Genomic DNA, 25,701 nt, shown 5'->3' on the forward strand with positions numbered 1-25,701 from the left:
GGGTCATGGGTGCGGCGACAGTGCAAACCGGACCGCGTATTCGATCCAGCTCGCCACAGGCTGGTCCCCTCGGCGCGCAGGGACGTACGGGCAGGACTCGGCCACGCGCCGGGCCGCGTCGTCCAGCAGCCGGAAGCCGCTGCCACTGGCGACCAGCACCTCCGCCGCACGGCCGTGCTCGTCCACCTTGACCCGCAGCCGCACCTGACCCTGGACTCCGCGTTCACGAAGCAGCGCCGGGTAGTAGCGGGTCGTCTGGGTGTCCTGGCAGGACTGGTGACTCGCGGGGAATGAAGCGGGCTGATCGGAGGATGGGGTGGGTGGCGAGCGGTCGGTGGTGGTGCGTGGCGCGCCGGGGTTGATCAAGTCCTGCCGCTGCGACAGTGCTTGCATGGGTACCTGCGGCGATGTGGGCGATTGAAGTGGCGTTTGCGTCGGTCCAAGCGCTGGGGCGATGGACCGGTCGGTCGATACCGGCGAGGGGACGTCGGACGCATGGGCCCTGTCCGCTGCCTCTGTCTTCGTTGCAGGTGGCGCCGGGGACAGCGATTCGTTGGATGCCGCGAGGATCACAGCCGGGATGGGCAGCGGCATCGGTGGCGGGGGCACGGCATGGGGGGCGGGCGGATACGGCATCGAAGGAAGCGCCGTTTGATGCGATGCAGCCAGGGACATCGATGGGGCCGGCAGCAGCCGCACATTCACCACACCCAACGACAAGGAAGGGAGCGATGGGTGGGGCGGCGCAACCGTCAACGGACGTGTGGCCAACAGTGCCGACAGCAGCAGCCCATGCAGGGTCAGCGCGGCGGCAGCCCATCCGCTCGTGATACGGCGCTTCGGCCACGAGGGCCGCATGACGGGCCAGTCCCGCAGTGAGCTGCGGGGGGCTTCATCGGCCGGGTCACGGCGGTGATGGCGGCTGGGCCAACGCACGCTCTCGCGCAGCGCGTCCTGTGCGTCCTGCACGTCCTGCACGTGCTGCACGTGCTGCGCGGACCGATGCTGTTCCAGAGCCTCGTCCAAGCGCCGCTCCGGCCGTTGTTGCGCCCGAGCCTCGTCCATGCGCCGCTTATGCCGATGCTGCGGCAGACCCTCGCCGAAGCGAAGCACGCTCATCGGCAGGCCTCCGTCCTCGAGCGCGTTGTCTGCTGCGCCATGACCGGCAGCACCGCGATGCCCCATTCATCCTGGAGCATCCGCAGCCGAGTGCCATAGAGCTGCTCCAGCAGCGGCAGCGTGGAGGGGAGCGCATCGCAGTCGGCCATCAGCTGCCCGTCCTTGACCATCCACAAGCGATCGAAGTGGTTCATCGCCAGGTTCAGGTCGTGCAGCACCGCGACCAACGCATGTCCGCGCTGCTCGGCGAAGTGTCGAAGTGCCTGCATCAGGGAGAGGGTCAGGCCCGGGTCCATGGCCGCCAGGGGCTCGTCCACCAGCAGCAGGCCCTCGCGCTCGTCCCAGGCCTGCGCCAGCACGCGCGCCAGTTGCACGCGAGCCTGCTCGCCGCCGGACAAGGTGTCGAAGCGGCGACCGCGCAGATGATCCGCCTGCGCCTGCACCAGCGCCTCCTGAACGATGCGCTCCTGCGCCGGATCCTGCTGACGCGCGACGCGACCCAGCGCCACCACCAGCTCCACCGGCAGGCCAAACGCCACGCCATGTTGCTGGGGCAGCACCGCACGGCGACGGGCCAGGTCCGCGGCCGACCATTGGGCGAGGGGGCGACGGTCCAGCAGCACCTCGCCCTGGGTCGGTGGCAGCTCGCGGGCGATCAAGCGCAGCAGCGTGGACTTGCCAGCACCGCTGGGGCCGAGGATGGCCACCCGCTCGCCAGCGTCCAGCCGCAGGTGGACCGGGCCCAGGCGCAAGCGGCCCAACTGGAGACCGACCTGGCGCAGCACCAGCATCATGCGCTCCCCATCCGCCGCACGGCGCTGCGCAGCAACACCAGGAACCATGGGGCCCCGATCAGCGCGCTGAACACGCCCACGGGGATCTCCGCCGGCACCGCCAGCGTGCGGGCCAGTGTGTCCGCGATCAGCAGCAGCAGCGCGCCCGACATCATGGCGGTGGGCAGCATGCGGCGCAGGTCGGCGCCCACCAGCTGCCGGGCCAGGTGAGGGGCCATCAGTCCGATGAAGCCGATGCTGCCGCACCAGGCCACCGACAGCGAGGCCAGCAGGGCCACGATGGCGACGGTAGCGCGCCGCAGCCGGTCCACGTCGATGCCCACATGCGCCGCCGCGGCCTCGCCCAGCGCCAGCGCATTGAGCCTGGGGGCCAGGGCGTGGGCGCACAGTCCCAGCAGGACCAGCGCCAGCATCATCACGGCAGCCATGGTCCAGGTGGCGCCGGCCAGAGAGCCCAGCGTCCAGAAGTTGATGGCGCGAAGCTGGTCGTCATTGGCCATGAAACTGCACAGGCCCACCAGCGCGAAGGTCATGGCCTGCAAGGCCAGCCCACACAGCAGCAGTGCTGCAATGGAGCCCGGCGCCAGCCAGCGGGACAGCCGTTGCAGGGCCACGCACACCAGGAGCGCGCCGAGGAAACCCACCGTCGGCGTCACCCACAGACGTGCAGCGGCCGGCAAGGCCAGATGCAGGCTGGAAAACACCGTCAGGGTCAGCGCCACGGCAGCCGCCGCGCCACTGGTGACGCCCAGCAGCCCCGGCTCGGCCATCGGATTGCGGAACAGCGCCTGGCAGAGCGTGCCCGCCAGACCGAGCGCCGCACCCACGCTGAGGGTCAGCACCACCCGCGGCAGCCGGAGCTGCCACAGGACGTGCGCGCCAGCGCCCGAGACGTCGCCCTGCCAGGGGCCGGCCAGCCAGTCCGAGGCAGCGATGGACACGGCGCCGAGGTGCACCGCCGTGAGAGTGGCCAGCGCGAGGGCGGCCATCAGCAGTGCCGAGCGAGGCCATGCACGGCGACGATCGGGGAGGGCCAGGCGGCCAGGCAGAGGCGGGTCCAGAGTGGTCATGGGGATGGCGGTCAGATCGCGTCGGCAGGGGCTTGACGGTCAGCGCGTGATGCCGGAACGTGATGGCAGAACGTTGTGGTCATTGCGTGACGGTGACGGCCCGAGGGTCAGCCCATCGCACCGGCGTGCAGCGCCGTGGCCAGCTTGGCCAGCGCCTGCGGCAGCCGCGGGCCAAAGCCCAGCATTTCCATGGTTTCCAGGCTCACGACACGTCGTTGCCGCGCCGCGGGGGTCTGCGCCAGGCCCGGCAGCCGCAGCAGTGCATCGGCACCGCCGACGGCCTCCACTCCTTGGGAGGTCGCCAGGATCACGTCCGGCGCCGCAGCGATGGCTGCTTCCGGGGACAGCGCCTGGTAGCCCTGCACCTCGCCCAGCGCATTCACCGCGCCGGCATACCGGATCATGGCGTCGGCCGCCGTTGCGCGACCGGAGATGCGGGCCTGGTTGCCGGCGTTGGACAGCACAAACAGCACGCGCGGCGGGCGGTGACCGGCGCTGACGCGGCTGACGGTCTGCTGCGTCTGCGCCCAGGCCTGCTGAAGGCCGTCGATCAAGGCCCTGGCCTGTGCAGGGCGGTCCATCAGCTCACCGAGTCTGCGGGTGCGATCCACCACGCCTTCGAAACGGTGGTCTGCGCGCAGCACATGCAGGGGAATGCGCGCGGACTGCAGCTGGTTCAGCACGGCGGGCGGACCGGCTTCCTCGGTGGCCACGATCATCGTCGGGGCGAGCGACAGCAGTCCCTCTGCGGCCAGGGTTCGGGCGTAGCCCACGTTGGGCAGGCGCGTGGCCTCGGCCGGGAACAGCGAGGTGCTGTCCACGCCCACCAGATCGGCTTGAGCGCCCATGGCGTAGATCAGCTCGGTGAGCGCCCCACCGACGCTGATCACGCGGGGCGCCGCAGCGGCCGCGCTGCGGTGCAGGCCCAGCAGCGGGATGCTGACCAGCGCCTGGGAGGCGGCCACCGCGGGCACGGTGGCCAGCCAGTGACGACGGGTCAGCATGGCGTGGCCTCCGTCGATCCTTCCGCCATGCTTTCCAGCAATTGGCGCCAGTCGCATCGCTCCGCCTGGCCGGGCTTGCGTTCGCCAAAGAGCATCGCCACCGTGCGGCCCTGTGCGTCGAACAGTTCCATCGAGCAGACCAGCCCATCGACCGTGGGCTTGCGCACCAGCCAGGCCGTGGCGATATGGTCCTCACGCAGGTGCAGGTTGAAGCCCGGATCCAGCACGTTGATCCACGGGCCCATCATCACGACCTTCTGGATGGGGCCGCTGTGGATCTGGATGATGCCGGGGTTGCCCACAAACACCATGATCGAGATGCCTTGTTGGGCGGCGCGGCTGAGCAGGTCCTGGGCGCTGGACAGGGGAAGCGGCTGGACGAATCGAGCTTGCGCCAGCCGCAATGCCTGCGTGCGACTGAGGCCGTGGCGCTTGAGCAGGCTGAAGAAGTCGTGCGTGTCGCGCAGATCAGCCCATTCGGCGTGGAAGGCGGCGACATCGATGTCCTGGTCGGGACGCTCCGCCGGCGCTTGCCAGGCTTCCCCCACGGTCAGGCCTGGGGACTGGTCGCCCGACTGGAAGCGGGCCACCAGCGCCTCGTAGGCAGCGCGGTCACTCTCAGGTTTGAGGAAGACCTTATGCAAGGCCACGCCGGCGGCATCGAAGAATTGCAGGCTGCGTTGCAGGGCGCCGTCGGCCAGCCGTTCGGTGACGGCAAAGCCGTGCTGCCAGTGCTGGTAGAAAAGGCGAAGGTCAATCTCACCACCCAGCACCAGGCCGGTCTGGCGCTGGGGACCGAAGGCACTGACCTGACGGTAGACGCCGACCTTCTCGTGCACGCAGGCCTCGTTGCGGGTGAGCGCCATGACCGTGCCCAGGGGCTCCAGGGACTCGATCAGGTCCTGCCAGTCGGGGCGCAGGCGAATCGCCGTCAGCGGGGACTCGTCGGTGGTGAACGAACCCAGGTGGGCGGCCAGCAGTTCTCCTTCGGAGATGTGCAGGGCCTGCGCGATGTCGCGGTGGCGGGCGCGGCGGTCGTGGCGTGCGTGGGCAAAGGCCTGGCGCAGGGCGGTGTAGCGGGCATCATGCATAAGAGGCTCCTTGGCGGTCATGGGCATCGGGCGTGAGCATGGGCATGGGGCATCGGCATCGGCATCGGTCAGAAGTCCGCCCGCAGGGACAACTGCAGCGCTCGGCCCGGCGCGGTGTAGCTGTCCAGCACGGTGCTGTTGGCCGTCACACCGGTGACGTCGCTCCAGCGCCAGTACTTGCGGTCGAACAGGTTGGTGACGGCGGCGGACAGGCTCAGCGTCTTGTTGAAGCGGTAGGCGCCGCCCAGGTCCACGACGTCGTAGGCCCCCGGCGCGTAGAAGGGCGTGGTGCCGCTGCTGATGTCGGACGCCTTCTTGCGGTTGCTGTGCTGCAGGCTGGCCCAGCCGGACCAGTCATCGCGCTCGTAACGCGCCTTCAGCGTGGCACGCAGCGGTTGGACCGTGTTGAGAGGCGCTTGCACGCCGTCCACGGTGCTGTGCCCCTCGGCATGGGCCACGGCGGCCTGCAGGGACAGGCCCGGTGCCACGTCCCACACCGCCCGTGCTTCCACGCCCTTGATGCGGGCCTGGCTCAGGTTGATGTATTGGTAGACGAGGTTGGCGGTGGCCAGTGATCCGCTCACCACCTGCTGGCTGATGAAATCACGGTAGCGGTTGTCGTAGGCGCTGAGCTGCCAGCGGACCGTGCTGCCCCACTGGCCGCGTACGCCCAGTTCCCAGCTGTTGGCGTGCTCCGGCTTTAGGTCGGGATTGCCGATGCTGGAATAACCGTAGAGCGGATTGGCGAAGGCGTTGTTGACCTGGTCCGGCGTCGGCGCGCGAAAGCCTTGTGACCATTGAACATACGGCTGCAGCCAGTCGGTGGCTCGCCAGACGGCCCCCAGCCGCGGCGTGACGGCGCGGTCGGAGAGCTTCACCGCGGTGCCGGTGTAGTCGTCGGTGCTGGGCGTGAGCTGGTAGTGCTCGAAGCGCAGGGCGGGGATCAGCGAGACCGTGCCCAGCTCGATCTCATCCTGCAGGAAGGCGCCGGCCAGTTGGTAGCGGGTCTTGGGGAAGGGGCGGCTGGGGAAGGTCTCTCCCGCCGGCGGCACCGTGCCGTCCCGCGTCGCTTCGATGGTGTTGCGGCTGACGTCCACACCGTAGCTCAGGCGGTGCTCGTTCCACTGTGTCTGCGCCTGCGAGCTCAGGCCGATCAGGTGCTCCTCGTACCGGGTGTAGCGGGTGCGGTCGGCGGCGGTGTAGCGGTCTTCGGCGGAGAACTGCTCGGTCTTGCTGTCCTGCACATAGACGTGGGTGGTGGCTTGCTGGATCCACGTGGCATTGAGGTCTTCGTACCGATGCTCCAGCGAGACGCGCCTGCGGTCCATGCGGTCGTTGGCGGTCAGGCCGATGACGGCGGTGGAGGCCGGCGTGGCGGTGGGCACGGAGACACCGGTGAGCACGTCGGTGTCGATCTTGCGCTCCCGCACTTCCACGGTGCCGGTGAGCTGGTGGGCCGCATTCACGCGGTAGGCCAGCTTGGCCAGGACGTTGTGGGTGTCGATGTCGGTCGGGTTGGGGGCGGTGCGGGTGCTGTTGGAGGCGTCGTTGTCGCCCTGGTTCCGGGTCTCGTGGCCGCGGCGGATCGACGCCTGGATCAGGCTGGACCAGTCGCCGCTGCGCAGAGCCACGGCGGCGCTGGCGGTCTTGGAGCGGTCGACCGTCTGGAGACCCAGCTTGGTGTAGCCGGCGAAGGTCTTCCCGTCCTTGAGCAGATCTTCGGGGGACAGGGTGCGCATGACGAGAGCGCCGGCCAGGCCATCGCTGCCGTAGCTGGTGGACGCCGGGCCGCGCAGCACTTCGGCGGTGGAGAGGCTGTCCAGATCCACGAAGTCCGCACGGCCGCTGGCGAAGGGGCCAAACGCAAAGCTCTGCGGAACGCGGATGCCGTCCACCATCATCAGCACCTGATTGCCCTCAAGGCCGCGGATGTTGATGCCTTCGTTGCCGGCACGGCCGGTCGAGGCCCCTGCCGCGGTGAAGCGCGGCGTCATGGCCTTGACGGAGAGATCGACTTCGTCGCTTAGCAGGTCCTTGAGGTCGCGGGCGTCGCGGCGGTCCAGGTCCTTGCGGGTGATGACGGTGACGGTGTTGGGAACGGAGGCGGTCGCGCGCTCGGTGCGGGTGGCGCTGACGGTGACATCGCCGAGCGGCTGGGCAGGCGGTGTGCTCGCGGAGGCGGGCGTCGGGGTCGCAGCGGGGCTCCTGGAGTCGTCGGAGCGCGCGCTCGGTGCGGTCTGCGCGAAGGCGAACGGAAGAGCGACGGAAAGGGCAAGCGCGACAGGCGTCTGGCGCAGAGACATGGTGCTGAGGTCCTGGAGGAACTCGCACGGGCTGGCGCGACGCGGGCTTGTGCGTGGTGGGGGCTACAGAAAGAAGAGAAGAACGGGTGGGCTCGCGGGATGCGGAAATCCGTCTGTCCGAACCCGGCGGTCACGGGGCCATGGGGATCCCGCGTGACCTCGGGATCACCGTTGGCTCAGGGTCCGGCGAGCAAGGCCCTGCTCGCCGCAACCGCCAAGCCAGCGCAGGCTATTTCGTCAGGATGAGCTTGCCCAGCGAGGTCAGCCGCAGCCGGTACAACTGGCCGGAGTGCTCGATCTCCACTTCCCGCTCGTTGCCCAGCAGCGCCTCGCTGCTGACGCGCCGCCGCTGGGGCAGGGAAGCCGCATCGTGGCGCGGCGAACCTGATGCGGCGACGCGCGTGCTGATATCCAGCGCGGCGGCCGACAGGGCCTCGGTCGGGGTGGGGTGATAAGCAGTCATGTCCACATCTTAGATGAGAACGATTCGCAATAGCAAACTAAATCTCGCGTGGATGCTGCGGACGAGTGTTCAGCCTTCCGCGATGCGGCCCTGCACCGGCGGCGATGGCCATGCCGATGTCGTGTCGTTGTCGAGACCGCTGTGCCTGCAAGTACGGCTGCGAACGCTTCGCAAAAAGAGCGGTGAGCATGGGTTTTGTCCCCACAGTCGGTAGGGACTGGACGAGAATGCGCCCGTTGCGGGCCACGCGCCCGTTGTTGATGAATGTCAGATTTCGTTTGAGGAGAAGAACATGAAGGGCGATGCCAAGGTCATCGAATATCTCAACCTGCAGCTGAAGAACGAGCTGACGGCCATCAACCAGTACTTCCTGCACTACCGCATGCTCAAGAGCTGGGGCTTTGAGCGCCTGGCCAAGCACGAGTACGAGGAGTCCATCGAAGAGATGAAGCATGCCGACAAGCTGATGGATCGCATCCTGATGCTGGAAGGCCTGCCGAACCTGCAGGACCTGGGCAAGCTGTTTATCGGCGAGAACGCGGTGGAGGTGCTGCATTGCGACCTCAAGATCGAAACCGGGTCGCATCCGCTGCTCAAGGAAGCCATCGCCTACTGCGAGTCGGTGCGGGACTACGTCTCGCGCGAAGTGCTGGAAGAGATCCTGAAGGACACCGAGGATCACATTGATCATCTGGAAACCCAGATCGACCTGGTGGCGCAGATCGGCGAGCAGAACTGGCTGCAGAGCCAGGTGGGCGACGGCCCGTCCGCCTGACCACGGCCCCTGACCCGCCCGGGTCGCCGACAAAACCCCGCCCCGGCGGGGTTTTTTTTGTATCCCGACGCGATCAAAGGTCTTGCGCGACCAATTGAGAGGAATTCTTGTTTGCGTTAGCATCTGGCCCATCTTAGGAACGGCTGCCGACGCCCCCATGATCCTCTGCCTCTGCCATCGAGTGTCCGACCGCGATATCCGCCGAAGCGTGGCCGACGGCGTTCACAACTTTGAAGTGCTGCAGGACGAGACCCGTGTGGCATCGGCCTGCGGCAGCTGCCATGACTGCGCACGCCAGGTCTTCGACGAGGCCTTGCAGGCTTGCGCGGCGGCTCACGGCGTGACCTGCGCCAGCGGGTCGACCTCACGCGTCATCCCCATCGCCCGTCTGGCCCAGGCGGCCTGAAACACCCCGCCGGGCGCCTCACCCGCCGGCGGCCGCACAAGCTGTCTCCCTCATAAGCTGGCCCAGGCACAGCAACAGCCACACGCTGGCACGGGCAGTCCTCGCCTCACCCCATATCCGCCGCAAGAAAAAAGAAAAGCCGCCCACTGGGGCGGCTTTCGCGCAGAGGTGCCGTGCTCGAGGCGGCACCTTCGACCTGGAAGCGCTTACTTGGCGGCTTCGGAGGCCTTGGCAGCCGGCTTCTCAGCCTTGTGATGCTTGGTGCCAGCCTTGTGCTTGGTCGTCTTCTTCTCGGTCGTGCCTTCCGCCTTGGTCTCGGTCTTCACTTCAGCCTTGGCTTCGGTCTTGGCCGGGGCCGGGGTCGCGGCGGGAGCTGCAGGCGTCTGGGCCATGACTGCACCGGCGATCAGCAGGGCGGGGATCAGGGACAGGGTCTTCACGGTCTTCAGGGCTTGCATCTGGTTGACTCCAGGGGTGTTGAACAAGGTAAGCAGACAACGCCCGCTGACGACACAGTGTTGACACTGAATCCGCTGCTTTGCATTGCGTTACGTTCACGCTTCAGCAACACGGCAGCCGGAGACAGGCTTTGCCCGCTGGCGTGCGACTGCGCTTCAAGACAAGATGCCGCCTGACTCGGGCCGCAGCGCTTGGCCCTCGAATGGAGACCTCATGCCTTCGCACGCTTTTGACTGGACGCGCGGCTATCCCAGCGTCCGCTCCCCGCTCTTCGCCCGCAATGTCGTGTCGACGTCGCACCCGCTGGCGGCGCAAGCCGGACTGCGCATCCTGGCCCAGGGTGGCAATGCCGTGGATGCGGCAATCGCCGCGGCCGCCTGCATGACCCTGGTCGAGCCCTGCAGCAATGGCCTGGGCTCGGACGCCTTTGCCATCGTCTGGGACGGCAAGACCTTGCAGGGGCTCAATGCCTCCGGCCAGGCGCCGCAGGCCTGGACCCCTGACTATTTCGATGGCCGCCACGGCGCCGGTCTGCATCTGCCCACGCGAGGCTGGGACGCGGTGACGGTGCCCGGTGCCGTGGGCGGCTGGGTGGCGCTGAGCGATCGCTACGGCAAGCTGCCCTTTGCCGACCTGATGGCACCGGCCATCGAGATCGCGGAGCGCGGCTATGCGGTCCCGGTGATCGTGCAGCGCAAGTGGTCGATGGCCGCCGAGGTGAAAGACCTCGTCCGCCAGCCCGGCTTCGCCCAGGCCTTCCTGCCCCGGGGCCGCGCGCCCGAGGTCGGAGAAATCTTCCGCTTTCCGGACGCTGCCCGCACCCTGCGCCTGATCGGCGAGACACGCGGCCAGGCCTTCTATCAAGGCGAGATTGCCGCGGCAGTCGAAAACTTTTCCCGAGAGTGCGGCGGCGCCATGACGGCCGCTGATTTCGCAGCCTACCGTCCCGAATGGGTCCAGACCCTGTCGATGGACTACGCCGGCCACACGCTGCACGAGATTCCTCCCAGCGGGCAAGGCATTGCGGCGCTGATTGCGCTGGGCATCCTCAAGCACACCAACGTCGCCGAAATGCCGGTGGACAGCGTGGCCTCACAGCACGTCCAGATCGAAGCCATGAAGCTGGCCTTCGCCGACGTCTACCGCCATGTCGCGGACCCGCGGCACATGCGGGTGCAGGCCCATGAGATGCTCGACCCGGACTACCTGGCCAGCCGCGCCCGTCTGATCGACATGAACCGTGCGCAGGACTTCCAGGCCGGCAATCCGGTCAAGGGCGGCACCATCTACCTGACGGCCGCGGACGAGTCCGGGATGATGGTGAGCTTCATCCAGAGCAACTACATGGGTTTCGGATCCGGCGTGGTGGTGCCCGGCTACGGACTCTCGCTGCAGAACCGCGGTCATGGATTCACCCGCGATGCCGACCATGTGAATGTGGTCGCCCCCGGCAAGCGTCCGTTCCACACCATCATTCCGGCCTTCCTGATGAAGGACGGCCAGCCGCAGATGAGCTATGGGGTGATGGGCGCCAACATGCAGCCGCAGGGCCACATGCAGACCCTGGTGCGCATGCTGGATTACCACCAGCATCCCCAGGCCGCCTGTGATGCGCCGCGGTGGCGTTTCAACCAGGGGCTGTCGATCAATGTCGAGTCCGGCATGGATCCGGAAACGATCGAAGGCTTGCGCCAGAGAGGCCACCAGATCGGCGACATCCACGACAGCTACCAGGACTTCGGCGCGGGCCAGTTCATCTGGCGCCTGGGCGATCCGGCGTTGGAAGGGTATGTTGCGGCCAGCGACCCTCGGCGGGATGGGGCGGCGGTGGGCTGGTGAAGCAGTCGGACGGTGAAGCGGTGGATGAATGCGGCGCTTGATGAACGCTGCGCTCAATGAATGAAGCGTTGGGTGAATGAGGCGTTGAATGAATGAATCGTTGAATGAATGAAGCGTTTGGTGGGGACCGTGCCGTTCTTCACTTGTGACCGCCCGCGACGCACTGCTAGCATCCATCCACCTCGCCAACCGGGACCGCTCCGATGACCAAACTGCTTGACCGCACCAGACCGGACGCCGCACTGTCGGTGGCCTCGTCAATGGCCGTGTCGGCAGCGTCGCCAGCGTCGTACGGTGACGGATTTTTCCGCCTGTTGCCAGCTTGACACCTGCCCACGGTCGCAGCCCTGGAAGAATCGCCCGGGGTCTTTGGTCGGCACGTGAAGGGTGAAGAGGCCGCATTGAGCGTCCTCCGGGTGCTCAATGGGCGTGGGGCGCCTGTGGCACCTGTGACACCTGTGGCGCGCCTGTCCGTTCTGCCGATCCTGGCGCTTCCCTTGCGCGCATCCGCGATGGCGCGACCGAGATGTCGCCCGCGGTGTGCGTCCCGCCTCTCTCCGGAGTGAATCATGTCCGCCAGGCCGTCCGCCTCGCCCCTTTCTCTGGTCGATCGATGGCTCGACCTGTGCCGCATCCCCGCCGGTGACCTGCTGCGGGATGTCATCTACCGCCGCCTCTGGTCGTCCATCCTGATCAGCTCGCTGGGAGGCCAGATCACCATGTTGTCGCTGCCGCTGACGGCCGCGCTGCTGCTGCATGCCAGTCCCACTCAAATGGGCTGGCTCACGGCGATGGAGATCATTCCCTTCGTCCTGTTCTCGCTGCCGGGCGGCGTCTGGCTGGACCGGGTGCGCAAGCTGCCGGTGTACATCGTGGGCGAGGTGAGCCTGGCAGTGGCTGTTGGCAGCGTGCCCGTTGCCGCGTGGATGGGCTGGCTGGGCATGCCCTGGCTGTACTTCGTGGCCTTCCTGCTTGGCACCGTCTACACCGTGGCGGGCAGCGCCGCGCAGATCGTGCTGACACAGGTGGTCAAGCCGGACCGCCTGGTGGAAGCCCATGCGAAGAATTCGCTGGCTTCTTCCGGCGCCGAAGTCGCCGGGCCGGGGGTGGCGGGGGCGCTGATCAAGCTGCTCGGCGCGCCGATGGCGCTGGCGGTGGACGCACTGCTGCTGCTCAGCTCCGCGCTCATCCTGCGCGGCGTGCATGTGGTGGAGCACCTGCGCCGGCCTCGCCAGGCCCACTTCTGGCGAGACCTGCGAACCGGCGTGAGCTTTGTCTGCCGTCATTCCCTGCTGCTGAGTCTGGCGGTTGCCGTCGGCGGCTGGCAGATGTGCAACCAGGCGGCCCAGGTGGTGCAGATCCTGTTTGCAACGCGGGTGCTGGGCCTTTCCGCCCAGAGCGTGGGCCTGTCCTACATTGCCCTGGGCGCGGGCACCGTGCTGGCGAGCATCTTCGGCCACCGCATCAGCGCCCGCCTGGGTCCTGGCCCCTGCCTCATCACCGGCTTCGGCATCACGGGCCTGGGCTGGCTGTCCCTGGCGCTGGCACCGGCCAATGCCTGGGGCGTGGGCGCGTTCGGACTGGCGCTGTTTGCCTTCGGCCTCGGCGCCGTGCTGATCTTCATCAACTTCCTGTCCCTTCGCCAGGCGGTCACGCCGGCTCCCCTACTGGGGCGAATGACCAGCACCATCCGCTGGCTGACGCTGATCCCCGCCGGTCCCGGCGCATTGCTGGGCGGCTGGCTGGGCGAGCATGTGAGCCTGCGTGCCGCGCTGCTGTTCTCCGGCGTTGGCGCGCTGCTGCTGACGCTGCTGGCGATGCGACTGAACGCCATCCGCAGCGTGCGCAGCTTGCCGACCGTCGCGGACGAGCATCAAATGCTGGGCGTGGAAACCCAACCCGGTGGTTTGAACCTTCACTCCGCCAACGGCAACTGACAGGACTTCGCCGTCACCGGCATGCCTGCGCTTGAGCGCCTTTCGCGGATGAACATGAAAGCCACCGACCCCGTCCTGATCCAGGTGCCCGAGCTGCTCGCCACCGAGCAGGTGCTGCTCACCATTCCCCGCGTGGGAGACGGTGCCGTGCTCAACCGGGCCATCCAGCGCTCCCTCGGCCACCTGCAGCCGTGGATGCCCTGGGCCCAGACGATGCCCAGCGTGGAGGAGTCCGAAGCGGTGGTGCGCCGCATGCTGGCGGAATTCCTCACGCGCCAGCACCTGGCGTATTTCCTGTACGAGCGGGCGCCCGAAGGGGGCGCTGGCCGGCTGTGCGGCGGCGCTGGCCTGATGCGGCTGGACTGGCCGCAGCGGCGTTTCGAGATCGGCTACTGGCTGGCGCCCGATGCCACCGGCCGTGGGCTGGCCAGTGAAGCCGTCTGCGCGCTGACGCGGCTCGCGTTCTCGCAGTTGCGTGCGCTGCGGGTGGAGATCCGCACCGACGCCCTCAACCGACCCAGCCGGGCCGTCGCAGAGCGCTGCGGCTTCCAGCTGGAAGGCCTGCTGCGCAACGACATGCTGGGCGTGGACGCAACGCCCCGAGACACCTGCATCTACGGAATGATCTCGCTGGACGAGCTGCGGGACCCGTCGCTCGGTCGGTGAACGCTCTGCGAAACGACGCTGCATGAGCCAACCGGCGTATCCGCCGCTCATCCGCGGCTCAATCACCCCAGACTCAACCCTTCCATCTTTGAAGCGTTCAAGCCGTTGGACTGAACCGATCCACCGCATCGGTGATGATGCCGTCCACGCCGTTGCCGATCAGCCACTGCGCGCTCGCCGCATCGTTCACCGTGTAGACCAGCGCCTTCATGCCCAGCTTGTGCAGTTGCTCCACCATGGGCTGGTCCATCAGCGCATAGTGGGTGACGACGGCCCGGCATTCCAGCGACTGCGCCGTCGCGAGCCAGTCCGGGTGCAGCTTGTCCAGCAGCAGGGCCCGCGGCACCTGCGGGGCCGTTTCGCGGGCGCCTCGCAGGGCGTCCGGCTCGAAGCTACTGAACAGCAGCGACACCGTCCCGGCTTCCTTCCACAACCGCAGCACTTCCTGCCCGACGACCTGCCCGGTCCGCCGCTCATCGCCGGGCGTGGGCTTGATCTCGATGTTCAGCGCATGCTGGTTCACCCGCACGAAGGCGGCAATGGCCTCCAGGCTGGCGGGCGGCTCACCGGCATAAAGGCGGCTGTGCCACCGCCCGGCGTCCAGACGGGAGAGTTCCGCCCATGTCCGGTCCGCCGCCCGTCCTCGCGCGGACGTGGTGCGGTCCAGCGTCGCGTCATGCAGCAGGAAGGGCACGCCGTCGGCGCTGAGCTTCACATCGCATTCAAAGGCCCGGTAGCCGTGCCGGGCGCCTTCCCGGAAGGCCGCCAGCGTGTTCTCGGGCGCCAGCTTGCCGGCGCCGCGATGGGCAATCCAGAAGGGCAGGGACCAGGGCCAGGGATGCGCGTCCATGTGTCACTCCTCCACACGCCGACCGGTGGTGGCGTCGAACCAGTGCAGGCGCACGGCCGGTGCCTGCATCCAGACAGTATCACCGGGATGGGGCGGATGGTCCGTCCCCGCGATGCGCAGGGTGAAAGCGGTCGGATCATTCGTGGTGCGATGGCCCACCGGTCGATCAGCCGCATGCGGGGCGCCGCCCAGATGCCCATACACCAGCCGCTCGGCGCCCAGCATCTCGACAAACTCCACCCGCAGCGGCCAGGCGGCCGGATCCGGCCGTTCGCTCTGGCCGGCGCCTCCGCTCAGCGGCAGGGCATGCTCCGGCCGCACGCCCAGCACCAGCTCGCCCTGGCGCGGCGCGGGCGACGGCAGATGCAGCGACGTGCCGCCCACCACGAAGCGGTCGCCCTGGGCCTGTCCCCGCAGCAGGTTCATGGCCGGGGAGCCGATGAAGCTGGCCACAAAGGTGGTGGCCGGCTTGCCATACACCTCCTCCGGCGTGCCGAACTGCTCCATGCGCCCGGCGTTCATCACGATGATGCGCTGGGCCAGCGTCATGGCCTCGACCTGGTCGTGGGTGACGAACAGCGCGGTCACGCCCAGCTCGCGGTGCAAGCCCTGGATCTCCAGCCGGGTCTGCACCCGCAGCTTCGCATCCAGGTTGGACAGCGGCTCGTCAAACAGGAACACCTGCGGGTCACGCACGATGGCCCGTCCCATGGCCACCCGCTGCCGCTGACCGCCGGAGAGTTCCCGCGGCTTGCGTTGCAGCAGATGGCCCAGCTCCAGGATGCGCGCGGCCTTGTCCACCCGGGTCTGGATCTCGTCAGCGCTGAGCTTGCGGATCTTCAGCCCGTAGGCCATGTTCTCGAACACGCTCATGTGCGGGTAGAGCGCATAGTTCTGGAACACCATGGCGATGTCCCGATCGGCCGGCTCCACGTCGTTGACGACGCGGCCGCCGATGTCGATTTCGCCGCCGCTGATCTCTTCCAGTCCAGCCACCATCCGCAGCAGCGTGGACTTGCCGCAGCCCGACGGGCCGACGATGACCACAAACTCACCGTCCCGGATTTCGGCATTCACGCCGTGGATGACCGGATTCGCCTTGGCCCCATGGCCGTACTGCTTGACGACATTGCGCAGGGAAATGCTTGCCATGTTTATTTTTCGGTATCGACCAGGCCCTTGACGAACCATCGTTGCATCAGGACCACCACGAGGGCGGGAGGAATCATGGCGAGCACCGCGGTGGCCATGATGATGTTCCAGTCGTTAGCGGCATCCCCGCCGCTGATCATCCGCTTGATGCCGATCACCACGGGGTACATCTGCTCGTCGGTGGTCACCAGCAGCGGCCACAGGTACTGGTTCCAGCCGTAGATGAACTGAATGACGAAGAGCGCTGCGATGCTGGTGGCCGACAGCGGCAGCAGCACGTCGCGGAAGAAGCGCATCGGACCGGCGCCGTCGATGCGGGCCGCTTCCACCAGTTCATCCGGCACCGTCAGGAAGAACTGCCGGAAGAGGAAGGTGGCCGTGGCGGACGCGATCAGCGGCACCGTCAACCCCGCATAGCTGTTGAGCAGCTTCAGGTCGGCCACCACCTGGTAGGTGGGCCCGATGCGCACTTCCACCGGCAGCATCAGCGTGACGAAGATCGCCCAGAAGAACAGCTGCCGCAGCGGAAAGCGGAAATACACGATCGCAAACGCCGACAGCAGCGAAATGGCGATCTTGCCCACCGCAATCAGCACCGCGCAGACCAGGCTCACCCACATCATGCGGGCGACCGGGGCATTGGAGCCGGCCCCGGTGCCGCTGCCGGTGAGGGCGGCCTGGTAGTTGTCCAGCAGATGGGCGCCCGGCACCATTGGCATGGGGGCCTGCACGATCGCATCGGCGGTCTGGGTCGACGCGACGAAGGCGATGTACAGCGGAAAAGCCACGATCATCACGCCCAGCACCAGGATCAGGTGGGAGAGCAGTGTGAGCGCGGGTCGGCGTTCAACCATGAGGACACCCGTTCAGTAATTGACCTTGCGCTCGACGAAGCGGAACTGGATGACCGTCAGCAGGATCACGATGGCCATCAGCACCACGCTCTGTGCGGCCGAGCCGCCCAGGTCCATGGCCTTGAAGCCGTCGTAGTAGACCTTGTAGACCAGGATGGCCGTGTCCTTGCCGGGGCCGCCCTGCGTGGCCGCGTCGATGATGCCGAAGGTGTCGAAGAAGGCATACACCACATTGATCACCAGCAGGAAGAAGCTGGTGGGCGAGAGCAGCGGGAAGGTGATGGTCCAGAAACGCTTCCAGGGGCTGGCGCCGTCGATGGCGGCGGCTTCCAGCAGCGACCGCGGGATGGACTGCAGCCCGGCCAGGAAGAACAGGAAGTTGTAGGAGATCTGCTTCCAGACCGCCGCCGCGACGACCAGCGTCATGGCGTGGTTGGGATTGAGCAGGTGATTCCACTGGAAGCCCAGCCGGTCCAGCCCGTAGGAGACCACGCCGATGGACGGCGCAAACATGAACAGCCACAACACGCCCGCAATGGCCGGGGCCACCGCATAGGGCCAGATCAGCAGTGTGCGGTAGATCGTGGCGCCCCGCACCACGCGGTTGGCCATGGCCGCCAGCAGCAGCGATATCGCCAGCCCCAGCACCGCCACCAGCAGCGAGAACACCGCGGTGGTGCGGAAGGACGCCAGGTAGCCGGCGTCCTCCCAGAGGCGCCGGAAGTTGTCCAGCCCGACCCAGTCCACCGACAGCCCGAAGGCATCCTGCTGCTGCAGGCTCTGCAGCAGCGCCTGGCTGGCCGGCCAGAAGAAGAACGCCGCGATGACGGCCGCCTGGGGTGCCAGCAGCACCCAGGGCAGCCATCCCGAGCGGAAGACGACGCGCTTGTCCTGGCTCATCAGAGCTTGGCCGACTTCTGGAAGCGTTCCAGCAGCTCGTTGCCGCGACGCACTGCGTCATCCAGCCCCTGCTTGGCCGTCTTGCGGCCGGCCCAGACCTGCTCCATTTCCTCGTCCACGATGGTGCGGATCTGCGGCAGGTTGCCCAGGCGCACGCCGCGGCTCTTGTCGGTGGTCTTGCGGATCATCTGCGTCACGGCGACATCGGTGCCGGGGTTGGCCTGATAGAAGCCGCTCTTCTCGGTCATTTCATACGCCGCCTTGGTCACCGGCAGGTAGCCGGTGCGCTTGTGGCTTTCGGCGGCCACTTCCGGACGGGCCAGGTATTGCAGGAAGGCGGCCACGCCCTTGTATTCCTGCGGCTTCTTGCCCGCCATCACCCACAGGCTGGCGCCGCCGATGATGGTGTTCTGCGGTGCGCCGGGGACGTCCGGGTAGTAGGGCAGGGGCGCGATGCCCGAGGCGAACTTGGCGCTCTTCTTGATGTTGGCATACAGGCCCGACGAGCCGGTCTCCATGGCGCATTCGCCGGACACGAAGGTCGCGTCGGCCGTGTTGCCGCGGCCCTTGTAGACGAACAGGCCCTGCTTGGCCATGTTGGCCAGGTTCTCGATGTGGCGCACATGCAGCGGGGAATTGAACACCAGCCGTGCGTCCAGCCCGCCGAAGCCGTTGTTGCGGGTGGCGTATTCGACGTTGTGCCAGGCGGAGAAGCTCTCCAGCTGCGTCCAGCCCACCCAACTGGTGGTGAAGGGGCACTTGTGGCCGCTGGCCTTGAGCTTGGCGGCGGCGGCGGCCACCTCCGGCCAGGAGGACGGCGGCTTGTTCGGATCCAGCCCGGCGGCCTTGAAGGCGTCCTTGTTGTAGTGCAGGACGGTGGTGGAGCTGTTGAACGGGAAGCTCAGCATCTGCCCATTGGGGGCGGTGTAGTAACCCGCCACCGCCGGCACGTAGGCGGCGGTGTCGAACTTCACCCCGGCCTGCTTCATGACCTCGCCCACCGGCACCACGGCGCCCTTGCTGGCCATCATGGTGGCGGTGCCGACTTCGAAAACCTGCAGCAGATGTGGCGCATTGCCGGCGCGGAAGGCGGCAATCGCCCCGGCCATGGACTCGTCATAGGCGCCCTTGTAGACCGGCACCACCTTGTAGTCCTTCTGGCTGGCATTGAAATCCTTGGCCAGGTCGTTGACCCAGTCGCCCAGGCCACCGCCCATGGAATGCCACCACTGGATCTCGGTCTGGGCCTGTGCGGCGAGGGGGGAAGCGACCAGGGCGGCCGCGAGCAGGGCTGCCGGCGCGGCAGCAAGCAGGGAAGTCTTCATGGGTCTCCGATGCTCAAGAGGGTGTTGTGACGGCGTCACGGGACGCCGCAGAGCTTATGAAGGGATTGTGACACCCGTCACGACACGTCTGACCGCTCTGCGGACAGCGAACACTCGGGAGAACCCAGGGATTGGGGAGCCCGGGCTGGTTCCCTAGAGGCCCCTGACCACGGCGGCCCTCTGTCGCTAAGGTAGGATTCCGTCCATTGCCCCGCCCGGGCCGGCCGACATCCAGGCCTTTCGCGAACGCCACTTCCGGCGGCTGACCTGTTCAGCCGTGCCGGCGGACCAAAAGTCCGGGCGACGCCCGATCCCGGGGCCACGGTTCGCCGTCCGGTTTCCAGTGTCTCAGCCTGGCCCGCCGCTCTCCAAGCGCCGGGCCGCAACCCAGGGTGTTCACGCACCTGGCCGCCATGAATGCACCGCATCTCCTGATGCCCGCCGACCCCGCGATGGCCGGCGATCTGATCCAGACCCACGCGCCCGCTCCCCGGCTGCGCGAGATTCCCTACAACTACACCTCCTTCTCCGACCGCGAAATCGTGCTGCGGCTGCTGGGCGCCCGCGCCTGGGAGCTGCTGGACCAGTTGCGCGGCGAGCGCCAGACCGGCCGCTCCGCCCGCATGCTGTATGAGGTGCTGGGCGACATCTGGGTGGTGCAGCGCAACCCCTATCTGCAGGACGACCTGCTGGACAACCCCAAGCGCCGGGAAGCGCTGATCGGCGCACTGCGCCACCGCCTGACCGAGGTGCAGCGCCGCCGGCATCCGGAAGACGACACGCAGCGGGACGCCTGGGTCGGTGAACTGCTGACCGCCGCCGAAGCGGCCGTGGCAGCGTTCTCCCACCAGTTCGAGCAGGTGGCCGAGCTGCGCAAGCGGGCCACCAAGGTGTTTGCCCGCCACACCGCCAAGGACAACGTCAAGTTCGATGGCCTCTCGCGCGTGGCCCACGTCACCGACGCCACCGACTGGCGGGTCGAATATCCCTTCGTGGTGCTCACGCCCGACACCGAAGCCGAAATGGCCGCCCTGGTGGCCGGCTGCTTCGAACTGGGCCTGACCGTCATCCCGCGCGGGGGCGGCACCGGCTACACCGGCGGCGCCGTGCCGCTGGTCTGGAACACCGCCGTCATCAACACCGAAAAACTCGAAGCCATGCGCGGCGTGGAGATGATGGTGTTGCCCGGCATGGACAAGGAAGTGCCCACCATCTTCACCGAAGCCGGTGTGGTCACCCAGCGGGTGTCCGACCTGGCCGAGCTGCACGGCTTCGTGTTCGCGGTCGACCCCACCTCGGCCGAAGCCTCCTGCGTGGGCGGCAATGTGGCGATGAACGCCGGCGGCAAGAAGGCAGTGCTCTGGGGCACGGCCCTGGACAACCTGGCCTCCTGGCGCATGGTCACGCCGGAAGCCAAGTGGCTGGAGGTGCACCGCATCGGCCACAACCTGGGCAAGATCCATGACGTGGAGGTGGCCAGTTTCGAGCTGCGTTACTTCGACGCCACCGGCAAGAAGCTCGAGCGCACCGAGCGCCTGGACATCCCCGGCCGCACCTTCCGCAAGGAAGGCCTGGGCAAGGACGTCACCGACAAGTTCCTGGCCGGCCTGCCCGGCATCCAGAAGGAAGGCTGCGACGGCCTGATCACCAGCTGCCGCTGGGTGGTGCACCGCATGCCGGCCCATGTGCGCACGGTCTGCCTGGAATTCTTCGGCAATCCGAAGGAATGCGTGCCGTCCATCGTGGACATCAAGGACTTCATGTTCGCCGAGATGAAGAAGCCGGGCGGGGCCATCCTCGCCGGGCTGGAGCATCTGGACGACCGTTATCTGAAGGCGGTGGGCTACGCCACCAAGAGCAAGCGCGGCGGCCTGCCCAAGATGGTGCTGATCGGCGACATCGTCGGCGACGACGCCGATGAAGTGGCCCGCGCCACCAGCGAGGTGGTGCGCCTGGCCAATGGCCGCTCGGGCGAGGGCTTCATTGCCGTCAGCGCCGATGCGCGCAAGAAATTCTGGCTGGACCGCAAGCGCACCGCGGCCATCTCCAAGCACACCAATGCGTTCAAGGTGAACGAGGACGTGGTGATCCCGCTGCCTCGCATGGGCGAATACACGCTGGGCATCGAGCGCATCAACATCGAGCTTTCGCTGCGCAACAAGCTCAAGCTGGTGGACGCGCTGCGGGACTTCTTCGCCAGCGGCCACCTGCCGCTGGGCCGCAGCGACGATGCTGGCGAGATCCCCAGCGCCGAGCTGCTGGAAGACCGGGTGCAGCAGGCACTGTCGCTGCTGGACGAGATCGGCACCCTGTGGCGCACCTGGATGCAGCAGCTGGACGTGCAGCAGCCCGAGGGCCGCAGCTTCTTCGAACTGCTGCAGGACTACACGCTGCGCGCCAGCTGGCGCACCCAGATCCTCAAGCCGCTGCAGGACATCTTCGCCGGTGCCGCCTTCACGCCCATCCTGGAGGAATGCAAGCGCATTCACAAGGAGGTGCTGCGTGGACGCGTGTGGGTGGCGCTGCACATGCATGCCGGCGACGGCAACGTGCACACCAACATCCCGGTCAACTCCGACAACTACGAGATGCTGCAGACCGCGCATGAGGCGGTGGGCCGCATCATGACGCTGGCGCGGTCGCTGGACGGGGTGATCTCGGGCGAGCATGGCATCGGCATCACCAAGCTGGAATTCCTGACCGATGACGAGCTGGCCAACTTCGCCAGCTACAAGGCCAAGGTCGATCCGGAAGGCCGCTTCAACAAGGGCAAGCTGCTGCGCCCGGCGCCCGGTTCACAGACCACCTTCGCCGACCTGACCAATGCCTACACGCCCAGCTTCGGGCTGATGGGGCATGAGTCGCTGATCATGCAGCAGAGCGACATCGGCGCCATCAGCGAGTCCATCAAGGACTGCCTGCGCTGCGGCAAGTGCAAGCCGGTCTGCGCCACCCACGTGCCGCGCGCCAACCTGCTCTACAGCCCGCGCAACAAGATCCTCGCCACCTCGCTGCTGGTCGAGGCCTTCCTGTATGAGGAGCAGACCCGCCGGGGCGTCTCCATCAAGCACTGGGAGGAATTCGAGGACGTGGCGGACCACTGCACCGTCTGCCACAAGTGCCTGAATCCCTGCCCGGTGAAGATCGACTTTGGCGACGTCACCATGAACATGCGCAACCTGTTGCGCAAGATGGGCAAGAAGAGCTTCCGCCCTGGCAATGCCGCGGCCATGTTCATGCTCAACGCCACCAATCCGGAGACGATCAAGGTGGCGCGCGCCGCCATGGTCGGCGTGGGCTTCAAGGCCCAGCGCATGGCCAACCGGGTGCTGGGCGGCCTGGCCCGCAAGCAGACGCAGGCCCCGCCGGCCACCGTCGGCAACGGTCCGGTGAAAGAGCAGGTCATTCACTTCATCAACAAGAAGCTGCCGGGCGGCCTGCCCAAGAAAACTGCGCGGGCACTGCTGGACATCGAGGACAAGAACTACGTGCCCATCATCCGCAATCCGGCCACCACCCGGTCGGATGCGGAAGCCGTGTTCTATTTCCCGGGCTGCGGCTCGGAGCGCCTGTTCAGCCAGGTGGGCCTGGCCACCCAGGCCATGCTCTGGCATGCGGGCGTGCAGACGGTGCTGCCGCCGGGCTACCTGTGCTGCGGTTATCCGCAGCGCGGCTCCGGCCAGTTCGACAAGGCCGAGAAAATCATCACCGACAACCGGGTGCTGTTCCACCGCGTGGCCAACACGCTGAACTACCTGGACATCAAGACGGTGGTGGTGTCCTGCGGCACCTGTTATGACCAACTGCAGGGCTACAAGTTCGAGGAGATCTTCCCCGGCTGCCGCATCGTGGACATCCACGAATTCCTGCTGGAAAAGGGCATCACGCTGCAGGGCAAGCAGGCCTATCTCTATCACGACCCCTGCCATTCGCCGATGAAGCTGCAGGACCCGATGAAGACGGTCAAGGCGCTGGTCGGGCCCGAGGTCATGAAGAGCGAGCGCTGCTGCGGCGAAAGCGGCACGCTGGGCGTGACCCGTCCGGACATTTCCACCCAGGTCCGTTTCCGCAAGGAAGAGGAACTGCGCAAGGCCGAGGCGCAACTGCGCGGCACCGGCAAGGTCGGCGAGCAGGACAATCTCAAGATCCTGACCAGCTGCCCGAGCTGCCTGCAGGGCCTGAGCCGTTACGGGGGCGACCTGCAGAACGGTCTGCTGGAGGCGGACTACATCGTGGTGGAGATGGCGCGCCAGATCCTCGGCGAGCAGTGGATGCCGGAGTATGTGGCGCATGCCAACAACGGCGGCATCGAGCGGGTGCTGGTCTGAGCGGGCCCCCTGCCTCCCGCCCGCTGCCGCTTCCATGACTCACCGCACGGCCGGCCCTTGGGCCGGCTTTGTTTTGCCGGGGGAGTTTTCACCGCGCTGGTGAAAGCCCGGTGGTCAATGCCCTTTGGTTGTCGTACAACTCGCCTTTCATCGCCGCCGCTCATGAACGCCCGTCCGTCCACACGTCGTCCCCGCAGCCTGGCCCATGGCCTGGTCGAGTCCCTGGGTGAGCGCATCCGTACCGGGGGGCTGGCGGCCGGGGACAAGCTGCCGACTGAAGCGGCCATCATGGCGGAATTCGACGTCAGCCGCACCGTCGTGCGGGAGGCCATCTCCAAGCTGCAGGCGGCCGGGCTGGTGGAGACGCGGCACGGCATCGGCACCTTCGTGCTGGGCATGGGGGAGGGCGGTGCGTTCCGCATCACGGCGGACCAGATGGCGACACTGAACGACGTGGTGGCCGTGCTGGAGCTGCGCATTGGCGTGGAGACCGAAGCGGCGGCGCTGGCGTCCCAGCGCCGCACCGAGGCGCAGCTGGCCGCGATGCGGGACGCGCTGGGTGCCTTCGCGGCTGCGGCCGAAGCCGGCCGGGACGCGGTGGGCGCGGACTTCCAGTTCCACCTGGAGATCGCCCGCGCCACCGGCAACCCGCACTTCGAGCAGTTGATGACCACCCTGGGCGCGCCCAGCATCCCCCGGGCACGTCTGTCAACCGAGCAGCCCGACGCAGCCGCGCAGCGCGACTACCTGCGCCGGGTCAATGCCGAGCACGAAAGCATCCTGAATGCGATCGCCGCGCAGGACAGCGAGGGCGCCCGTGCGGCCATGCGCACGCATCTGGCCAACAGCCGGGAGCGTCGCCGGCGGGCCGCCCTTGCGCTGCAGGGTCAAGGTCACGGGCAGTAGGTCAGCGGCACTCGGTCAAGGGCGTTCGGTCCGGGCTGCGCAGCTTGTGCCCGACCGCTTCTCGGTAAAAGTCCTGATCCCCAGGCATGGCCTTGCCGGTTGTCAGTCCTGCGGATCCACTTGTATGATGACTGACAACAAGGTCGCCACACGCTGTTGAGAGAGTGACCCGTTCGAAATCGGTCCCGTCCGCTGGCAGGACAGGGGTCGTCCACTGGAGACACTTGATGAATCGCTTGATCCGCCGCCTGGGCTCGGGCCTGGCCTCTGCCCTTTTCACCCTCGGGTTGACGACGACGCTGTCGCTCGGCCCCCTGAGCCCCGCGCTCGCGGCCGGCTTCCCCGACAAACCGGTCACCCTGGTCGTGCCGTTCCCACCGGGCGGCACCAGCGACTTCCTGGCACGTGCCATGGGCGCGAAGCTGCAGACCAAGTGGGGCCAGACGGTGATCGTGGACAACAAGCCGGGCGCCACCGGCACGCTGGGCACCGCGCAGGTCAAGCGGGCGGCGCCGGACGGGTACACCGTGCTGGTGTCGTCGCTCGGGCCCTTTGTGATCGCGCCCCACCTGCTCAAGGCCGTGCAGTACGACGCGCTCAAGGACCTGGACCTGCTGACCGTGGCGGTGCAGGCGCCGAATGTGCTGGTGGTGCCGGCCTCGTCGCCGCTCAAGTCGATGAAGGATGTGATCGAGGAGCTGAAGAAGCGTCCTGGTCAGGTGAGCTTCTGCTCGTCCGGGAACGGGTCGTCGGACCATCTGACGGCGGAGCTGTTCTGGCTGCAGACGGGCACGTCGGGCCTGCATGTGCCCTACAAGGGCGGCGGCCCGGCCATCAGTGACCTGCTGGGGGCGCAGATCGATGCGTCGTTCCAGAACATCAATTCGGTGCTCACGCACATCCAGGCCGGCAAGCTGCGCGCGCTGGCGGTGACCGGGGACAAGCGGTCGCCGGTGCTGCCGGATGTGGCGACGCTCAGCGAGCTGGGGGTGAAGGGCGCGGATGTGTATTCGTGGCAGGGCGTGGCGGTGCCGCGTGGCATGGCGCCGGCGCTGCGGTCGCAGTTGGAGAAGGATATGAACGCGGTGCTGCAGGACCCGGCGCTGCAGAAGCAGTTCAAGGACCTGGGGTTTGAGGTCGTGGCCAGCCACCCGGACCAGGCCCAGGCCTTCCAGAAAGCTGAGTTCAACCGCTGGAAGCAACTCATCGATACCCGAAAAATCACTGCAGACTAGATTGTTGCCCCCCCCCTACGCGCTGACGCGCGCCCCCCAAGGGGGCAAGACGGAGCCCGGCAAAGCCGGATCTCCGGTCTTCGCTGGGGGCGGGCGGCAGGACGTGTTGAGCGCCTCTCTAGGCCTGGCGGCCGCCCTCTGTTGGGGGCGGTGGGATGCGGGGGAGGGCGCGGGTGGCGGGTGATGGTGCTGTGAGGCGCGCCGTTGGGTGGCGCAGTGGTCAGT

At 67.3% G+C, this 25,701-nt stretch carries 21 protein-coding genes; 8 read left to right on the plus strand and 13 right to left on the minus strand.

Annotation, left to right across the window (positions count from 1 at the left end; all coding sequences use genetic code 11):
* Positions 1–3 precede the first annotated feature (3 nt).
* The 7 genes from DES44_RS02215 to hemP all read right to left on the minus strand — a co-directional run bounded on the left by DES44_RS02215 (position 4) and on the right by hemP (position 7,844).
* Positions 4–1,119 (minus strand): energy transducer TonB, encoded by a 1,116-nt coding sequence (locus tag DES44_RS02215; RefSeq protein WP_116001268.1) that lies wholly within the window; start codon positions 1,117–1,119, stop codon positions 4–6.
* The gene (locus DES44_RS02220; RefSeq protein WP_232309831.1) at positions 1,116–1,961 is read right to left on the minus strand and encodes an ATP-binding cassette domain-containing protein; all 846 of its coding nucleotides are present in this window, start codon (positions 1,959–1,961) and stop codon (positions 1,116–1,118) included. Before DES44_RS02220 ends, DES44_RS02215 begins: the two co-directional genes overlap by 4 nt.
* Positions 1,910–2,983, minus strand: a complete 1,074-nt coding sequence (locus tag DES44_RS02225) for a FecCD family ABC transporter permease (protein ID WP_058936404.1) — start codon at positions 2,981–2,983, stop codon at positions 1,910–1,912. The genes DES44_RS02220 and DES44_RS02225 overlap by 52 nt, the downstream gene beginning before the upstream one ends.
* 107 nt (positions 2,984–3,090) lie before the next feature.
* Entirely contained in the window at positions 3,091–3,987 is an 897-nt protein-coding gene (locus DES44_RS02230) for a heme/hemin ABC transporter substrate-binding protein (RefSeq protein ID WP_058936403.1), read from the minus strand.
* Entirely contained in the window at positions 3,981–5,078 is a 1,098-nt protein-coding gene (locus DES44_RS02235; RefSeq protein ID WP_058936402.1) for a hemin-degrading factor, read from the minus strand. The genes DES44_RS02230 and DES44_RS02235 overlap by 7 nt, the downstream gene beginning before the upstream one ends.
* A gap of 68 nt (positions 5,079–5,146) precedes the next feature.
* The gene (locus DES44_RS02240; protein ID WP_058936401.1) at positions 5,147–7,381 is read right to left on the minus strand and encodes a TonB-dependent hemoglobin/transferrin/lactoferrin family receptor; all 2,235 of its coding nucleotides are present in this window, start codon (positions 7,379–7,381) and stop codon (positions 5,147–5,149) included.
* Between the two features lie 229 nt (positions 7,382–7,610).
* Complete coding sequence (gene hemP / locus DES44_RS02245; protein WP_083525816.1) at positions 7,611–7,844, minus strand: hemin uptake protein HemP; 234 nt, start codon at positions 7,842–7,844, stop codon at positions 7,611–7,613.
* A 292-nt stretch (positions 7,845–8,136) separates the two neighbouring features.
* On the opposite strand from hemP, the gene bfr reads away from it, so the two are divergent.
* Together bfr and DES44_RS02255 are read left to right on the plus strand one after the other, a co-directional pair.
* On the plus strand, positions 8,137–8,619 hold the full coding sequence (gene bfr / locus DES44_RS02250; protein WP_058936400.1) for a bacterioferritin: 483 nt from the start codon (positions 8,137–8,139) through the stop codon (positions 8,617–8,619).
* Positions 8,620–8,776: 157 nt separating this feature from the next.
* On the plus strand, positions 8,777–9,025 hold the full coding sequence (locus DES44_RS02255; RefSeq protein ID WP_058936399.1) for a (2Fe-2S)-binding protein: 249 nt from the start codon (positions 8,777–8,779) through the stop codon (positions 9,023–9,025).
* Between the two features lie 206 nt (positions 9,026–9,231).
* On the opposite strand, the gene DES44_RS02260 is transcribed toward DES44_RS02255, so the two are convergent.
* Positions 9,232–9,483: a hypothetical protein gene (locus tag DES44_RS02260; RefSeq protein ID WP_058936398.1), complete on the minus strand. Its 252-nt coding sequence runs from the start codon at positions 9,481–9,483 to the stop codon at positions 9,232–9,234.
* Between the two features lie 214 nt (positions 9,484–9,697).
* Between DES44_RS02260 and DES44_RS02265 the strand changes: the two genes are divergently transcribed.
* From DES44_RS02265 to DES44_RS02275, 3 genes are all read left to right on the plus strand, one after another.
* Positions 9,698–11,323, plus strand: coding sequence for a gamma-glutamyltransferase family protein (locus DES44_RS02265; RefSeq protein ID WP_058936397.1), 1,626 nt, complete (start codon positions 9,698–9,700; stop codon positions 11,321–11,323).
* A 569-nt stretch (positions 11,324–11,892) separates the two neighbouring features.
* Complete coding sequence (locus DES44_RS02270) at positions 11,893–13,260, plus strand: MFS transporter (protein WP_083525815.1); 1,368 nt, start codon at positions 11,893–11,895, stop codon at positions 13,258–13,260.
* 54 nt (positions 13,261–13,314) lie between these two features.
* Complete coding sequence (locus tag DES44_RS02275; RefSeq protein ID WP_058937571.1) at positions 13,315–13,926, plus strand: GNAT family N-acetyltransferase; 612 nt, start codon at positions 13,315–13,317, stop codon at positions 13,924–13,926.
* Positions 13,927–14,023: 97 nt separating this feature from the next.
* Here DES44_RS02275 and ugpQ read toward each other — a convergent pair whose 3' ends face one another.
* Genes ugpQ through ugpB form a run of 5 tightly spaced genes read right to left on the minus strand, consistent with a single transcriptional unit; the run spans position 14,024 to position 19,007 of the window.
* Positions 14,024–14,776 carry a glycerophosphodiester phosphodiesterase gene (ugpQ, locus tag DES44_RS02280; RefSeq protein WP_058936396.1) on the minus strand — a complete coding sequence of 251 codons (753 nt, stop codon included), beginning with the start codon at positions 14,774–14,776 and terminating at the stop codon, positions 14,024–14,026.
* Between the two features lie 3 nt (positions 14,777–14,779).
* Complete coding sequence (locus tag DES44_RS02285; RefSeq protein WP_058936395.1) at positions 14,780–15,928, minus strand: sn-glycerol-3-phosphate import ATP-binding protein UgpC; 1,149 nt, start codon at positions 15,926–15,928, stop codon at positions 14,780–14,782.
* A 2-nt stretch (positions 15,929–15,930) separates the two neighbouring features.
* Entirely contained in the window at positions 15,931–16,782 is an 852-nt protein-coding gene (gene ugpE, locus DES44_RS02290) for a sn-glycerol-3-phosphate ABC transporter permease UgpE (RefSeq protein ID WP_058936394.1), read from the minus strand.
* A 12-nt stretch (positions 16,783–16,794) separates the two neighbouring features.
* Complete coding sequence (gene ugpA, locus DES44_RS02295; protein WP_058936393.1) at positions 16,795–17,682, minus strand: sn-glycerol-3-phosphate ABC transporter permease UgpA; 888 nt, start codon at positions 17,680–17,682, stop codon at positions 16,795–16,797.
* Positions 17,682–19,007 (minus strand): sn-glycerol-3-phosphate ABC transporter substrate-binding protein UgpB, encoded by a 1,326-nt coding sequence (gene ugpB / locus DES44_RS02300; RefSeq protein WP_058936392.1) that lies wholly within the window; start codon positions 19,005–19,007, stop codon positions 17,682–17,684. Before ugpB ends, ugpA begins: the two co-directional genes overlap by 1 nt.
* Before the next feature lie 434 nt (positions 19,008–19,441).
* Here ugpB and DES44_RS02305 point away from each other — a divergent pair, with 434 nt between their 5' ends.
* From DES44_RS02305 to DES44_RS02315, 3 genes are all read left to right on the plus strand, one after another.
* Complete coding sequence (locus DES44_RS02305) at positions 19,442–23,335, plus strand: DUF3683 domain-containing protein (protein WP_058937570.1); 3,894 nt, start codon at positions 19,442–19,444, stop codon at positions 23,333–23,335.
* 162 nt (positions 23,336–23,497) lie between these two features.
* The gene (locus tag DES44_RS02310) at positions 23,498–24,241 is read left to right on the plus strand and encodes a FadR/GntR family transcriptional regulator (RefSeq protein ID WP_058936391.1); all 744 of its coding nucleotides are present in this window, start codon (positions 23,498–23,500) and stop codon (positions 24,239–24,241) included.
* Positions 24,242–24,468: 227 nt separating this feature from the next.
* Positions 24,469–25,476 carry a Bug family tripartite tricarboxylate transporter substrate binding protein gene (locus DES44_RS02315; RefSeq protein WP_083525813.1) on the plus strand — a complete coding sequence of 336 codons (1,008 nt, stop codon included), beginning with the start codon at positions 24,469–24,471 and terminating at the stop codon, positions 25,474–25,476.
* Positions 25,477–25,701: the final 225 nt, after the last annotated feature.

Source organism: Roseateles depolymerans, from assembly GCF_003387155.1.
GTDB classification, from domain to species: domain Bacteria; phylum Pseudomonadota; class Gammaproteobacteria; order Burkholderiales; family Burkholderiaceae_C; genus Roseateles; species Roseateles depolymerans.

Bases quoted from the DNA above. Each gene is read 5' to 3' on its own strand.
- DES44_RS02270 (WP_083525815.1), top strand. From the start codon at position 11,893: ATGTCCGCCAGGCCGTCCGCCTCGCCCCTTTCTCTGGTCGATCGATGG.
- DES44_RS02235 (WP_058936402.1), bottom strand. From the start codon at position 5,078: ATGCATGATGCCCGCTACACCGCCCTGCGCCAGGCCTTTGCCCACGCA.
- DES44_RS02220 (WP_232309831.1), bottom strand. From the start codon at position 1,961: ATGGTTCCTGGTGTTGCTGCGCAGCGCCGTGCGGCGGATGGGGAGCGC.
- DES44_RS02215 (WP_116001268.1), bottom strand. From the start codon at position 1,119: ATGAGCGTGCTTCGCTTCGGCGAGGGTCTGCCGCAGCATCGGCATAAG.
- DES44_RS02260 (WP_058936398.1), bottom strand. From the start codon at position 9,483: ATGCAAGCCCTGAAGACCGTGAAGACCCTGTCCCTGATCCCCGCCCTG.
- DES44_RS02315 (WP_083525813.1), top strand. From the start codon at position 24,469: ATGAATCGCTTGATCCGCCGCCTGGGCTCGGGCCTGGCCTCTGCCCTT.
- ugpE (WP_058936394.1), bottom strand. From the start codon at position 16,782: ATGGTTGAACGCCGACCCGCGCTCACACTGCTCTCCCACCTGATCCTG.
- bfr (WP_058936400.1), top strand. From the start codon at position 8,137: ATGAAGGGCGATGCCAAGGTCATCGAATATCTCAACCTGCAGCTGAAG.
- DES44_RS02255 (WP_058936399.1), top strand. From the start codon at position 8,777: ATGATCCTCTGCCTCTGCCATCGAGTGTCCGACCGCGATATCCGCCGA.
- DES44_RS02305 (WP_058937570.1), top strand. From the start codon at position 19,442: ATGCCCGCCGACCCCGCGATGGCCGGCGATCTGATCCAGACCCACGCG.
- DES44_RS02310 (WP_058936391.1), top strand. From the start codon at position 23,498: ATGAACGCCCGTCCGTCCACACGTCGTCCCCGCAGCCTGGCCCATGGC.
- hemP (WP_083525816.1), bottom strand. From the start codon at position 7,844: ATGACTGCTTATCACCCCACCCCGACCGAGGCCCTGTCGGCCGCCGCG.
- DES44_RS02285 (WP_058936395.1), bottom strand. From the start codon at position 15,928: ATGGCAAGCATTTCCCTGCGCAATGTCGTCAAGCAGTACGGCCATGGG.
- ugpA (WP_058936393.1), bottom strand. From the start codon at position 17,682: ATGAGCCAGGACAAGCGCGTCGTCTTCCGCTCGGGATGGCTGCCCTGG.
- ugpQ (WP_058936396.1), bottom strand. From the start codon at position 14,776: ATGGACGCGCATCCCTGGCCCTGGTCCCTGCCCTTCTGGATTGCCCAT.
- DES44_RS02230 (WP_058936403.1), bottom strand. From the start codon at position 3,987: ATGCTGACCCGTCGTCACTGGCTGGCCACCGTGCCCGCGGTGGCCGCC.
- DES44_RS02225 (WP_058936404.1), bottom strand. From the start codon at position 2,983: ATGACCACTCTGGACCCGCCTCTGCCTGGCCGCCTGGCCCTCCCCGAT.
- ugpB (WP_058936392.1), bottom strand. From the start codon at position 19,007: ATGAAGACTTCCCTGCTTGCTGCCGCGCCGGCAGCCCTGCTCGCGGCC.
- DES44_RS02275 (WP_058937571.1), top strand. From the start codon at position 13,315: ATGAAAGCCACCGACCCCGTCCTGATCCAGGTGCCCGAGCTGCTCGCC.
- DES44_RS02265 (WP_058936397.1), top strand. From the start codon at position 9,698: ATGCCTTCGCACGCTTTTGACTGGACGCGCGGCTATCCCAGCGTCCGC.
- DES44_RS02240 (WP_058936401.1), bottom strand. From the start codon at position 7,381: ATGTCTCTGCGCCAGACGCCTGTCGCGCTTGCCCTTTCCGTCGCTCTT.